Here is a 13,427-nt window from a genome sequence, read left to right as displayed (position 1 = left end):
TGATGATTAAACCCCACTGATTCATCGTTCGATCAGTGGGGTTTAACATGCTGGAAGCCGCTATTCGAGTGTCTTTCCAAGTGCATGAAGCATCTCATTCGTCCCATGCTCACGCACTTCAGGCGTATCATATCCGTCGAAGAATGCCCCCTGCTCCGTGAAGACCAGCTTTGTGCCATCCTCGGTCGGGATGAGTTCGACCGTTGTGAGTGAAACGGAGATACGTTTGTCATCCGAATCCAGGGTATAGCTGTAGACGATGCGCTCTTCCGGCACAATCTCTTGGTAGCATGCGTCAAACGTAAAGACGGGCCCCTCTGGCGGGCCACCGCTGCTATATTCGCGTCCCCCGACATGAAAATCGAAAATATCGGGTTTTGAGAACCACTTTGCTTTGGCAGCCGGATCGGCCCAAGCTTGATAGACCTTCGCAGGCGAAGCTGCATAAGTCCGCTCGACGACGAAGGTAGCATGTTTAACAAATCGTTCGTTCATCATTAATCCTCCCTAGATTTCGATTTTTTCTCTTCCTCGGCAATAAAATTACCCAATACATCCAGATGGTGCTCCCAGCTCGTTTTCCGCTCGAAGACTAACTTCTCATGGCTTTTTTTAATCGCTTGCATGAGGTCAGTGAAGTCTTCAACCGCTAATGGCGCCATCCCCTGCATCGACTTGGATAAATGATGAAGCTGTTCAAGGAGCTGCTGCTGCACCTTGATTTGTTCCTTGATTCGGGCTATTTGCAGCTTGACGATCTCTAGTGGGCTGATCTGCTCGTCCTTCAGGATGAGCTTTACATCCTCCAAAGATAAGCCTAATTCTTTAAGCGATATAATCTGCTGCAGGCGTGACAGGTCGGATTCGTCGTACAGCCTATGACCGGACTCCGTCTTGCCCGATGGAGAGAACAAACCGATTTGATCGTAAAACCGCAAAGTCCGCACGGTGAGCCCCGTTTGTTTGGCAAGCTCCCCTACCTTCCAATTTCGTTTCATAAGAGCTCCTTTAGTTAGCGCTAACTATGTACCGGTAGTTTAAGTATAAAAGATGACGTTACGTTAGGTGCAACCGAAATTTATTTTTTTGTTGAAATTTGTTTGGAATTGCAAACAAAAAACTCCGCGTTTAGCGCGGAGTTTAATCTATGTATGTTCTCTTCCTCCCACAAAGATAACATATGTTAATCATTTAATCCCTTCCCATCCAGGATATGCGCGATATATTTTTCAACTCTGGACTCTCGGGTTTTGGATTGCTTGGGTGTAGAAAAATGTAGAATATATGCTCTTTGTCGTCCCGGTGTCAATGCTTCAAAAGCCGCTTTTAAATCGGGCATGTCCACAAATTTGCTTTCTAATTCTTCCGGTATGGTGTATTCAGTATTCTTTTTATAGTTCACTTGCAAACCGGCTTTCTCAACTTCGATGGCTTCATCAATATATGTTTTCAAGATAAGTTGCATTTCATCGATCTCTTGAACATTGGTGAACCGAATCTGACGCGCCGCCTGAACATTCGCGGTTTGTTGGATTAGAATCCCATGGGGATCTTTTAACAACGCACCTTTGTGAAACAGAAGCGCACAGTAATCCTTAAAGCCATGAATCAAAACGATGTTTTTATCGTCAAGCGTGTAACATGGATGCATCCACTTAAAATCCTCGGTCAGCCCGCAGTCAAGAGCGATTTCTCTCAGCAGCTTAAATTCTTCCTTCCACTTCTTAAGTTTGTTAAAATAGGGATCAATCTTTGAATTCCTTTCACCGTTTACCATCGAGGTCCCCCCTCAAGTTTTTTATGCAGCAATTCCAATCCATTCTCGAGCTCCAGAGCGGTTGCAATTAAGTATAGGACACTGTTTGGTGTCATGTCAACGGATTCCACGACCCGCGTATGCGTAGATGAAGTTTTTGCTGCCGATCGCAGATTCAGTTCAGTTTAGCAGCAGTTCAATCGAATTGAAACTGTTTTGATTGAAACTGACTCGTTCATTGAATCATTCCTGTGATCAACTGTAAATCCATGCCCGTCCCGCTAATCAACAATCGTTCCTTCTTGTTCCCGAGCAATTGCTGGGTCCAATCCACGAAACCGCCATCTACTATATTCACTCCATTCACATTCACTTCGAAGTTCAGGCCTTTATAATACTGGTTGCTGCTCTCTACCCTGTCTTCGATAAATAAGCAGGAGGGGAACTCTACATTCAAATGATCGACCATTCTGTCCAGGAAACCTTCTGAATCGGTATAGCCCTTGCGCATATGAAGAAATACCTTTGTCTCCTGACCTAGCTTCCCACCATAATAATTGAGATAGAATGCGATGTGCCGGGTCAGTGTATCTTTCTCGAAGCGATATGAACCGGTATCTTTTCCTGAACTAACCAAGGTGAATAAACCGAAATGAGGCAGGACGTTGGCCTGTTTATACCATTGCCCTCGAGTGACTCTGCTGGCTGCGCAAACATGCACAGCGTTGATGCTGTTGTTTATTGATTTGTTCTTTATGCCATTCGCCAGATAAATCGCAAGCATATTGGTGCTGTCCGACATCAATTCAACGCCTCTTGTTGCTGATATCACCTTGTTTTGATCAACCTTTGCAATCACTGAACAGCTTCCCAACGGACTAGCTGGAGAAAGCTCCAATGAGGTAAATCCACTATTTTCAGCCAATTCGAGCATATCAAGCTCTATTTTCTTCAGCTTAATTGGACTGAGCTCGGAAGGCTTCACAAAACGATTCGTGGCATATTTGTTTAACAAGTCGACGGGAGAACTTTGAGCCGTCATTTCTTGTGAAAGCGCGAGAAGAAGCGTAGTCATCTCCGATTGCGACAATTTTGTTGTCAGTTCCGTAATCAAACGTTCATTTCCTAATTTTGCAAGGATTGTATGTACGATTTGGGAATGTTCCATGTTCCATCTTCAACCTCCTCAAAGTCACTCTTATCCCATCGTCCAGCCGCGAGATACCAACCGCTATGTCCTTATACGTTTCCCAAGAGACGTCGGCAATCCGTCGAGGCTGCTCAAATTCTTTTCCCGCCAGTAACTGTGCAAGCCTTCTTCGCCTTTTTGCTCCGCCCACCGCTGGAGCGTCTCTCGCTCTTTCTCGTACGACATGAATGGAACCGCATAGCCGCAGGACGTCTGGACTTTGTGTATATCGACCATTATGATCTGGCGGACTCCAGGCAGCGACTCGAACATTCCGTACAGCTGCTCCCACTCATTGTCCTCCGGGAGAATCACCGTTCCGGTTCCATATAGGCGCAGGATGTTCGGCGGCCCCTGGAATGCGCAGAACATCATCGTGATACGACCATTCTCTTCGAGATGGGAGCTGGTCTCATTCGGCGACAGATTGACATGCCCATCCCTCGACATGGGCGCCGTTCCGACAAAGAACAGCTGCTGCTTTCGGATGAAGGCCATATGCTCGGGGAGCATGGCCGGAAACTGTTTTCCCAATCGAATCCCCTCCGATAAACTCGTATTTGGTTTGATTCACGCATGAACACCGGCCCCTAGTCGCGCTCTAAGGCATTGGGGACGGATCGCTGCTTCAGGCTTGATCTCGTGCTTGGCTATACGTACATTGTATTCGAAGACGGCCCATAAATATAATATATTCTTAACACGCATAGATACACTTCGGTTATGAATGAGACAACGAGCTCCTTGGAGAGGGTGTGGGATCGGCCATGCCTCGATCATTTTTCATCGATATTTAAACTAATCTTAAACTAAGTATATATCCGTTGATATGGATCATGGATACGATAACGGCACTAAAATTGTGGATGAGAATCAAGCTATAAGGCTGTCGACATGATTGTTGAGGCTCCGTTAAGTGGAGAATTTACCGTTTATGACGGAAAGGGAAATGTTATGAGCTTTTCAAAGGCAAGCCACAATTACTCGGCAGTACTGCCTGAAGCGGCATGATGGTTTTTGGTGGTAATGCGGGGGATGTTTTTAGAATTAATCTGAAGGATAAGTAGAATTGCAGCTCGTAAAGCATACTGAACAAGGCCGAAAGCGTTAAATTGAGCGTGTACGTCTGGAACATGTATTGGAAGCCTGATCCGAATGGAGTCTGGCTTCCAATATACACTGCAGCTTTTATATCTATTATGGGTTCTCGTAGTTTTTTAACGGCATACCTACATATTCGCGGAAGGAGCGGATCCGCCCTGCCTCAAATTCAAAGACGATTGCAAGCTCATTACGAAAAGGCCGCCCATTCAACAAGCCTTCCGAGCGAAATACCACCATCCCGTTGTCCTCATTCTCAAGAACGATGAGCGGAGTCAGCTGCATCTGAAATACGGAGCGCTCGAACCTGATCAATTCCTCAAACCGCTCTTTGCCTTGCTGTTCATGATTCCACCCCTCTAGCGGGAGCGGAACAGAGAAATGAAAGTCTTCCGTAACCTTATTAAGAAAATCAGCTGTATCCCCCGTTTCCAACGCATGCCTAAAGGCATCAAACCCTTCGCATGTTCGGGATTGGACTGAGTCTAGAGATTTCTCCATAGAAAATTCCTCCTCATTACGGTTTATTGTTTGCTTCAAATATAATTGAGTTTTCATTGAGTCGTTTTGAATGGTGAGACGTCTTGAAATAGGAATCTTGCTTAACATTGGTTAACTCGACGAAAGAACCTTTAACTGGCTCGAAATCGTTCCAAGGTGAAAAGCTTCATGAATCAGGATAAAGTTTAACAGCTCACCAGAGGTGTTGAAATGGAACGGTCCCAAGTCAAACGGAGCCGAAAGCTCCTCGCCCAGCATTTCAGGCTTCAACTCAGTGATACGGGAAAGCTGCGCCGTTAACATCTCGACCATCGCTTCCTTCGATGGTGGAGCAACCGTCCAATCCAAGGGCTTTGTGCCAGAGTTAAACAGCGTTTCATATGAGCCCGGTACGATAGGCGTGGAGTCGAAGATCAAGGGAGAATACTTATCCATCCAATAAATCATATGGCCGACATTCCAACGGACCGTATTGTTGAAACCAGCCGGTTGGATATCGAACAGTTCCTCCGGGATCGCCTGCACCTGCTGCTGCAGCACTTGACGTGCGGTTGTTGCCGTATTGATAATCATTTCAGACATGCTAATTCCTCCTTTATCGTGAGAACCGCTTGATATGTTCCCATTTTATGTCTTACGGAACTAACCATCAATGCAGTGGGCGTTACCGGAACGTTAAGTATCAGTTAACGATTATTCGTTGACAGAAGAAGAAGTCGGAGCAACAATAAGGATTGAGCATGATACACGATGCATTAGAAAGCAGGTGCGAGCATTGGAGTTAAAACAACTGCAATATTTCATGGCCATTTGTGAAGAGCTTCATTTCACGAGAGCTGCCGAAAAAATGGGAGTCAGCGCACCCAACATTAGCCAGCAGATAAGAAGATTGGAAGAAGAACTCGGAGTTCTGCTGTTCGATCGTGTGGGAAAAACCATTGTCCTTACAGACGCTGGAGCCATTCTTCGCGAACACGGTGCTGCCGTTTTCAGGCATCTGCAGCAAGCGGGCGACGCCATTGCAGATCTGAAGCAAATGCAAGGCGGGTCCCTTTCCATCGGGGTCTTGCCCGGTGACGCGGATCTCATGTTCAATGCCATGCTATTAAACTTCCATCAGACCTACCCCACCCTCTCACTGTCCCTTTTGGAAACCACGAAAGTAACCGAACAAGTCCTGGACCGAAGCATCGATGTGGGCGTAACCATTGGACCTGTTATCGATGAACGTCTCACGACAATTCCCCTGTTTCATGAGGAGTTCTCATTGGCTGTAAGTAGGAATGATCCCCTTGCCACGGAGAATTTCATCCCCTTGAACAGGCTGCAAGGCTTAAAGATGGTCATGTTCCCAGGAGACCACCAATGCCGCAAGCTGATTGACCGCTTTTGCATGGACAACGGGTTTACACTTCAGTCGAATTTGGTGACGACAACGTTATCTTCCCTCCTTCAGATGGTACAGAGCGGAGTCGGCGCTTGTGTTCTGCCGCGACTTCTATTGGAGAATCTTCACAATCCGGACATCAAGGTCGTGCACCTCAGGAACCCTACGCCTTCTCAGGACATTTGTCTGATCTACCGCAGCGACAGGTATGTCGGATACGCCATGCGCACGTTTATCAAGACCTTGAGAGCCTACATCGACACAGCTATCCGTCAATCGAAGTCTTCGTAGAAGGTAGCACCACCAGTAACAAACCGGGTCAAGCCTTCTCCCTTCCACTATCTCAACTGAGAATACGCATATTTCAAAATCTTTTTTAGTACTGCATTGCGAATCTAGCCAATATATTCTAAAGACATGATCACGATGGCTTCTTCTATTCTCAGGAAGGGAAAAAAGGATATGCCGATACCTCCGCCAATCTTGCAGAGGGGCGATACCGTTGGAATCGTTACCTTGGGCAGCCCGCTCGCTGCAGGCATCATTAATGCACGAATCGAATATTTGAGAGCAATGGAGCTTAATGTTGTATTGGGTCAATATGTATATGCGCAAAACGGGTTTCTTGCCGGCACAGACGAGCAGCGAGCCTCCGATTTAATGAGGATGTTTCGAGATGAGCAGGTAAAAATGATACTGCCTACCAGAGGCGGTACAGGCGTGGCCGGAATTCTTCCATACCTGGATTACGATGAGATACGAAGTAACCCAAAAATCGTCACGGGGTACAGCGACATCACGGTACTATTAAATGTTCTGCATCAATATGTAGATTTAATAACATTCCATAGTCTGATGCTTATTGACTTCAAACCCGAAACGCCCGCTTATAATTTCGATCAGTTTTTTTCCGCGACATCCGTGTATTCATTAACCCGGCCAATCTTGAATCCGCCGGGGATGCCGTTGATAAGCCGTATTCCGGGCAACGTGACGGGGCAACTTGTGGGCGGTAATCTCACATCGTTTGTCGATACGCTGGGCACGCCATTCGAAATCGATACACGGGGTAAAATTCTCGTTCTTGAAGAAACGCATGAACCCACCAATACCGTCTACAGATACTTGAACGATTTAAAGCTTGCCGGTAAATTTAATGACTGCATCGGCATTATTATGGGAGAATGCTCAGGCTGCCAGGCAGCTTATGGCATATCCTATGAAGATTTAATCAACGAATTTGTTGTACCTCTCGGTAAGCCGCTTATAACGAATCTTGCTACAGGACATGGGATGTATAAAGCCGCCTTGCCAATTGGCGCAACAGTGCAACTCGATTCCGTCAATAATAGAATAACTACGGTTGAACCTACAGTCAGCGTTTAACTTCGGCTAGGACGATAAAAGGTCATGTCTATCGACAAGCTCCACAATTCTGAGCCGGCAAGGCAAAGTTCCCTACCCTTGTAATGAATGACGTACGGTTCAGATTTATAAGCGCAAAAAAACAGCCTTGGCCAACTAACGGCTAAGGCTGTTTGCATGTTTTCATACGAGCGAATCAGCGCCTTTGTTTGCATAGGAGCTGACATGATCCCTGCTTTTTTTCTCCTCGAGCTGTGAATGGATAAAAATCACCTCGAGGACAAACTGATCTGTTCTCGAAGATTGGCTGAATCATGAGCAGCAGCTTATGGCGGAGGGCCTCATCAGCGATCCTTCAGTATGCTGCTTACTCATATAAATCAGCAGGCAATGCCTGCACGAACGGTGACCAATCGTCCGTTGTGTATACATGAAGTCGGTGCATGGCCCGTGTGCATGCTGTATACAGAAGTTTGCGATCGTTATCCCGGCTGTAAGCTTGAGGTGATGCCTCATAAATCAGAACGGCATCAAACTCAACACCCTTGGCGAGATATACGGGAATAACCATTACTCCTTTTTCAAAGGTGACCGTCTCCCTCGTAATGAGCTGCAATCCTTCGCTTCCTTGCTCCCTTAAAGATTCAAAGGCTGCGCGGCTTTCAGCCGCAGTCTTCGTAATGATGGCAATAGAGTCTAAGCCCTCGGCTCTAAGTGCTGCGATGTCTTTCAGTATTCGTGCATCTCGCATTTCTTCGTCATCTAACTTCACAAGAAGCGGCTTATGTCCGCTCCTGTCAAAGGGGACGATTTCCAACTCAGCAGAGAGCAGCGTTTTCGTAAATTCCACAATCTCCCGTGTTGAACGATAGCTGCGCACAAGGCGGATCAAACAGGTTTCAGCTTCACCATAAAGTCGAGTAAGCGACGAATCGGACTCATGCAGCTTGGTAGACTGCGTAAAGATCGCCTGCCCAAAATCACCGAGTACCGTCATGCGGGCACGCGGAAATAGTTTTTTGAGATACTCATATTGAAACGCCGAATAATCCTGCCCCTCATCGACGAACACATGCCGAATCTCCGTGTTCGTTCGAACGCCTTCGATCAGTTCTTTTAAATACAAATACGGAGTCGCATCCTCATAGAATAATTCGAGCCGGTCCAGCTTTTCTTTGGTTTGCCTACAAATTTCAGGCCATAGAACAGGGATCTCGGTCTCATTTGTCTTCTCTCGATAAGCAGCTTCATCATCAAACAATTGGACGTATAAGTTTTGGACATCGATAAACGAAAATCTTCTCACGCCTTGCCTTAGCGGTTTGAAGCTCATCTTCACAATCCTTTGGCTGAGTATGTCTTCCTCCCGCTCTGCGAAGTCAAAGTCACCTTCATCTTCTCTGCGCTTATTGCTTATTTTCTCGTAAACAACGGCATATCGCTCGGCGATATCAAACACTTCCCTATCCTTATGCAGCTCGCTGAATACTTCCGCATATTGCTCGTTGTCGAGGTATTGAAGCTCTTCCTCAACCCAGGACGCCCTCCGCTCTTTGCGCTCTAATAATGAAAGTTCCTTCAGAAGCCACTTTTGTAAGAGATCAACACGATTGGCTAAGCTCAAGGAAGGGTCGTAGCTGTAAAATTGGGTTCTCATTTGCTCAGACGTTATCAGAACACGATCCCGAAACCGAATGCCTTTGAACAGCATGCCTTCCCGCCCCAACCACTTCGCATAGTTATGCAGGGCCCTCATGAAAGCTTCGGATGCCTTGTACTTCATCCCTTGGAGACGAGCCTCGTAATTCGGAGTTGATTGTGCGGTCAGCACATATTCGATCTGATTGAAGGGATCCTCGACATGGAAGGATGAACCCAGCCAATATTCGAGATATTCCTGAAAAGTCGTCTGCTGCATGTTCTCCTCGCCGAGCTCGGGAAGGACAGTGGATACATAGCTGTTGAACATTTGATTTGGCGAGAAAAGGACGATCTGGTCTGCCTTAAGCGAATCGCGGTTTTTGTATAGCAAATACGCCACACGTTGCAAGGCTGCGGAGGTCTTCCCACTGCCAGCCGCCCCCTGCACGATAAGCAGCCGGCTATGATCGTTTCGGATGATGGCGTTTTGTTCCTTCTGGATGGTTGATACGATACTCTTCATTTGGGAGTCCGCGCCTTTGGCCAGCATTTGCTGGAGCAGCTCGTCGCCGATTGTTACGTTCGCATCAAACATATGACGGATTTGTCCATCGTGAATCTGATACTGCCGTTTCAACTCCATCATACCCGTGATCTGCCCGACCGGCGTAACGTAAGAGGCCGCACCGGGGGAATGGTCGTAGTAAAGACTCGCGATGGGACTGCGCCAATCATATACCAGGAAGCTCAATTCATCTTCATCGACAAAGGAGGATACGCCGATATAAATCTGCTCGCTCACGTTCATGCCGTCCTCTAGAAAATCAACACGCCCAAAATAAGGAGACGGCAGCAATCGATGTAAGCTCCTCCATTGCTGCGTCAGAAGCCGGTGACGACGCTCCCTTTCGGATAACACCGCAGCCTGTTGTTTAATCGTATAAAATGTTTCTTCAAACTCTTCATCCGAGCTCGTGTTGACCGTAACCTCTTCCCAGAATCGCCTGCGAATCTCGGCAGCTTGATCGCGCATTCCGGTAACGATTGGTTCCAACTGGTCGATCCTCGCCTTCATCTTTCCCCTTACCTGATCCAGCCGTTCTTGTTCTAACTGCCATTCCTTCGCTTCCATGTTTTTCTGAACACACTCCTTCTCAATCTGGTCCGAAAAAAGTGCATTGACAAATCAGGGTCACCGATGTACAATTAGATTAGGATAAGAAATTATAATATCGGTTTTATCATGATTTTCAATTGCGCTACTGATTATAGCATAGCGCTTTTTTGTGTTCAATTGTTTTTTGTACTCCTTGGCGCATCTGCCAAGCTTTTTTTATTTTCCCGTAAAATCAAAAAACCGCGTTGTAGGAAGAGGTCCCGCAACCCGGTTTTTCCAATGTTAGTCCGCTGGCGTTTACGTGTTTTTCTTTATGATGGTTTGGTCGTGACAGGTTATAACGCGCCCACAACCCGGTGAGGTACATACGGCTCTTCAAGGGAGGCAATCTCCTCCGGTGTGAGATTGATTGAAAGAGCACCTGTTGCGTCTTCGAGATGCGAAATTTTGGTCGCACCAATGATAGGTGCTGTAACCGGTTGTTTATGCAGCAACCAGGCAAGAGCAACCTGTACACGGGGAATGGCTCGCTCTGCCGCAATCTCTGCAACCCGCTCCACAATTACCCGATCGGCATCGGCAGTAGCATCATACTTGGATTTTTGAACTATGTCTGTTTCGGAACGGTGCGTCGTTTCCGACCAATCGCGTGTCAAACGTCCCGATGCTAATGGGCTATAGGGGATAACGCCGATTTTTTCGGATTTGCACAGCGGCATCATTTCGCGCTCTTCTTCGCGGTAAATGAGGTTATAATGGTTCTGCATCGAGACGAACCGAGTCCAGCCATTCATCTCGGCAACATGCTGCGCTTTTAGAAACTGCCATGCATACATGGCTGAAGCTCCGATATAGCGGGCCTTTCCGGCTTTCACTACATCATGCAGAGCCTCCATCGTTTCTTCGATAGGCGTATTATAATCCCAACGATGGATCTGGTACAGATCGACATAATCGGTACCCAAGCGCTTGAGGCTTTTATCGATTTCACTCATGATCGCTTTCCGGGACAGACCCATACCGTTAGGACCTTCGTGCATACGGAAATGAACTTTGGTCGCGAGGACGATTTCATCCCGATTGGCATAATCCTTCAATGCGCGGCCCACAATCTCCTCACTTGTACCGTCTGAGTACACATTCGCCGTATCGAAGAAGTTGATGCCGAGCTCCAATGACTTTTTAATAATAGGACGACTGTTCTCCTCATTAAGCACCCATTGATGCACCCACCGCTCTGCTGCGCCAAATCCCATGCATCCAAGACAGATGCGGGATACGTCGAGCCCGGTATTCCCTAGTTTCACATATTCCATGAAAATCCCTCCTCACATTTAAGTCTATCACCTAGAGTTAACTCTAGATCAATCCTTATTTCATAATGTACCGCTTATTTATATTGGCGCGATTTCTGTGACTTAGTATGCCTATTGGATCGGCAGGCTCTCCCAGGTATTATACTCATACCTTAAAATGCGGGCTTAATTACCATAAGGAGAATAATCATGACTGCTATTAGGTTTGCCACCGTATCTCGGGATTGCTTTCTTTGAAATAACGTCTTATATTCTGAGGAAATCTCGTTAGGCCCTGACGAATTGGACGCGATCCCTTGCATTTGTTTCAGGATGGGTTCAACCGCAAAGATCGCATACATGCCTGAGATAAAAAACAAAACTAGCGAAGCAATGTACCATTCCGCTTGAAACAAGTAAGGGTTCATCCAGCCCATCAGTAATCCTGAGATGAGGATGACACCAAAGGAAACATTGGCATTTCGGTTCAATTTTTCAACGATATGATGAGCATATTTCAACTGTTCCGCCGACTTCGCCCGCTTCAAAATCATATTGAACAGAAACACCGGTCCAACTCCAAAAATTGCGGATAGAATATGGAACACTAACAGTGAAGTATACAGGTAATACATCTCCTCATCCCCTCTCTATTCCTTGCTCCAAGTAACACAATATATTTTCCTGAAGTTCGCATTGTTATCAAGCGCATCAACTAATACCTTGGCCAAGTCTGCTCTAGAAATTTGATATGGACCGGAAGCGAAACCATGACGTTGTTCCTGAACTCTTATCTTTCCGGTTGAAGGGTTATTATTTAATTGAGCTGGTCGGTAGATACTCCAATCAAGGTCACACTCCTGGATGATTTTCTCGGCTTTATCAAGTTCCGTCAATTCGTGACGAAAGATCCATCTTGCGAATGAAGCGAAGATTCTGGGGCGTTTGGCTTCGAGTAAATAAGAGCTGACAAAAATGAGACGCCGGGTTTTTCTTTCCTGCATCGATCTAATAATTGTTTCCGTAACGCCGGCTATATCGGTTTTGCCGCCGATAATCGCAATTACAGCATCACTTCCGTCAATCGCTTGAAGAACGTCAGATTTATGAAGTCCATCTCCAGTTACGATCTTGTCAAAGCTCTGATCCATACTTAACAACTGCGGGCGTCTTGTAAACGCAATAAGCTCGTGCCCACGCGTCTTACCGTACTTTAGAACCTCCAGTCCTGTCGGACTCGTTGAACCTATGACGGTTATTCTCATATCCATCTCCCCTGCTCATTAGAATCACTGACGAGTTGAAGTTTGTACATGTTTGTTCAAATTGTTTAATATGATTTTTAACAACCTCATTAATTCCAGGTACTCTTCTGCTGAGATCCCTTCTGTTCCAATCTCCATTACTTCTGCTAGCGCTTCCTCAATCTTCGGAACGACAGCCCTTCCGGAATCGGTTAGATATATCTTTTGGTTCCGTAGATCGATGGGGTCAATTTCTTTGCGAATATAACCCTCAGATTCAAGCTTTCGGATCGCCTTTGCCGTCGTTGTCTTGTCGACCATCAATTGCTCGCTTAGTGTTTTCTGATTCACCTCCTCTTTCATTGAAAGCATTAGCAAAAACATGTGTTGCCCAAATCCCAAGCGAAGCGGGGCTAGACGCGGAGTAAGCAGCATATGCAAATGTCGATTGATTGCGGTTATTTCTTTTCCGTACGATTCGTTCTGGAATTCAATCCTTATCATCATATTCAACCCCAATAGTATTATTAACCAACTATATACATTTTAATTGAATTTAGTTGGTTATTGCAACCAAATTCAACGAAGTTCTGTTTGTTTACCATTCCAAGCTCCCGCTTTCGAATATTTTCTATCCATTTAGATAATAAATAGCGATCCTCCATAAAAAAAAGCCGCGATTATGGTATTATCCCCTTTTAGTAGACAAGAGAAAAAAGACATCTGTTAAGATGGACTTAATCTTGCCTAACGAAGGGGATTTTTTCATGGCTAAAAAAGGACAAACTTACCAACGGTACTCCTTGGAATTAAAATTGGAGGCGGCCCGGC

General features: G+C 46.1%; 14 protein-coding genes. 2 read left to right on the top strand and 12 right to left on the bottom strand.

What is annotated here, in order from left to right:
* Positions 1–60: 60 nt before the first annotated feature.
* The 7 genes from ACPV3A_RS33100 to ACPV3A_RS33070 form a co-directional block, all read right to left on the bottom strand.
* On the bottom strand, positions 61–495 hold the full coding sequence (locus ACPV3A_RS33100; protein WP_426204023.1) for an SRPBCC family protein: 435 nt from the start codon (positions 493–495) through the stop codon (positions 61–63).
* 2 nt (positions 496–497) lie between these two features.
* On the bottom strand, positions 498–998 hold the full coding sequence (locus ACPV3A_RS33095; RefSeq protein ID WP_426204021.1) for a MerR family transcriptional regulator: 501 nt from the start codon (positions 996–998) through the stop codon (positions 498–500).
* 185 nt (positions 999–1,183) lie between these two features.
* Complete coding sequence (locus ACPV3A_RS33090; protein ID WP_426204019.1) at positions 1,184–1,777, bottom strand: YdeI/OmpD-associated family protein; 594 nt, start codon at positions 1,775–1,777, stop codon at positions 1,184–1,186.
* Between the two features lie 214 nt (positions 1,778–1,991).
* A complete protein-coding gene (locus ACPV3A_RS33085) occupies positions 1,992–2,924 on the bottom strand; it encodes a hypothetical protein (RefSeq protein ID WP_426204017.1) in 933 nt (310 codons plus the stop codon).
* Between the two features lie 63 nt (positions 2,925–2,987).
* Positions 2,988–3,479, bottom strand: coding sequence for a pyridoxamine 5'-phosphate oxidase family protein (locus ACPV3A_RS33080; protein WP_426204015.1), 492 nt, complete (start codon positions 3,477–3,479; stop codon positions 2,988–2,990).
* Between the two features lie 663 nt (positions 3,480–4,142).
* Entirely contained in the window at positions 4,143–4,547 is a 405-nt protein-coding gene (locus tag ACPV3A_RS33075) for a nuclear transport factor 2 family protein (protein WP_194543021.1), read from the bottom strand.
* Positions 4,548–4,658: 111 nt separating this feature from the next.
* Positions 4,659–5,129, bottom strand: coding sequence for a DinB family protein (locus tag ACPV3A_RS33070; protein WP_194543022.1), 471 nt, complete (start codon positions 5,127–5,129; stop codon positions 4,659–4,661).
* Positions 5,130–5,322: 193 nt separating this feature from the next.
* Between ACPV3A_RS33070 and ACPV3A_RS33065 the strand changes: the two genes are divergently transcribed.
* Together ACPV3A_RS33065 and ACPV3A_RS33060 are read left to right on the top strand one after the other, a co-directional pair.
* A complete protein-coding gene (locus ACPV3A_RS33065) occupies positions 5,323–6,225 on the top strand; it encodes a LysR family transcriptional regulator (protein WP_426204013.1) in 903 nt (300 codons plus the stop codon).
* A 171-nt stretch (positions 6,226–6,396) separates the two neighbouring features.
* Positions 6,397–7,320: a S66 peptidase family protein gene (locus ACPV3A_RS33060; protein WP_426204011.1), complete on the top strand. Its 924-nt coding sequence runs from the start codon at positions 6,397–6,399 to the stop codon at positions 7,318–7,320.
* A 346-nt stretch (positions 7,321–7,666) separates the two neighbouring features.
* On the opposite strand, the gene helD is transcribed toward ACPV3A_RS33060, so the two are convergent.
* The 5 genes from helD to ACPV3A_RS33035 form a co-directional block, all read right to left on the bottom strand.
* Positions 7,667–10,072, bottom strand: coding sequence for an RNA polymerase recycling motor HelD (gene helD, locus ACPV3A_RS33055; protein ID WP_426204009.1), 2,406 nt, complete (start codon positions 10,070–10,072; stop codon positions 7,667–7,669).
* Between the two features lie 320 nt (positions 10,073–10,392).
* Positions 10,393–11,373, bottom strand: coding sequence for an aldo/keto reductase (locus ACPV3A_RS33050; RefSeq protein ID WP_426204007.1), 981 nt, complete (start codon positions 11,371–11,373; stop codon positions 10,393–10,395).
* Between the two features lie 152 nt (positions 11,374–11,525).
* Positions 11,526–11,987: a DUF2269 family protein gene (locus ACPV3A_RS33045; protein WP_426204005.1), complete on the bottom strand. Its 462-nt coding sequence runs from the start codon at positions 11,985–11,987 to the stop codon at positions 11,526–11,528.
* A 15-nt stretch (positions 11,988–12,002) separates the two neighbouring features.
* Positions 12,003–12,617, bottom strand: a complete 615-nt coding sequence (locus ACPV3A_RS33040; RefSeq protein ID WP_260067848.1) for an NAD(P)-dependent oxidoreductase — start codon at positions 12,615–12,617, stop codon at positions 12,003–12,005.
* Positions 12,618–12,641: 24 nt separating this feature from the next.
* Positions 12,642–13,031, bottom strand: coding sequence for a MarR family winged helix-turn-helix transcriptional regulator (locus ACPV3A_RS33035; RefSeq protein WP_426204103.1), 390 nt, complete (start codon positions 13,029–13,031; stop codon positions 12,642–12,644).
* Between the last annotated feature and the right edge of the window lie 396 nt (positions 13,032–13,427).

The organism is Paenibacillus sp. Dod16 (genome assembly GCF_049893405.1).
Taxonomy (GTDB): Bacteria; Bacillota; Bacilli; order Paenibacillales; family Paenibacillaceae; genus Paenibacillus_AQ.
Note: the sequence above shows the minus strand (reverse complement) of the source record. Positions and strands in the feature narration are given on the sequence as shown.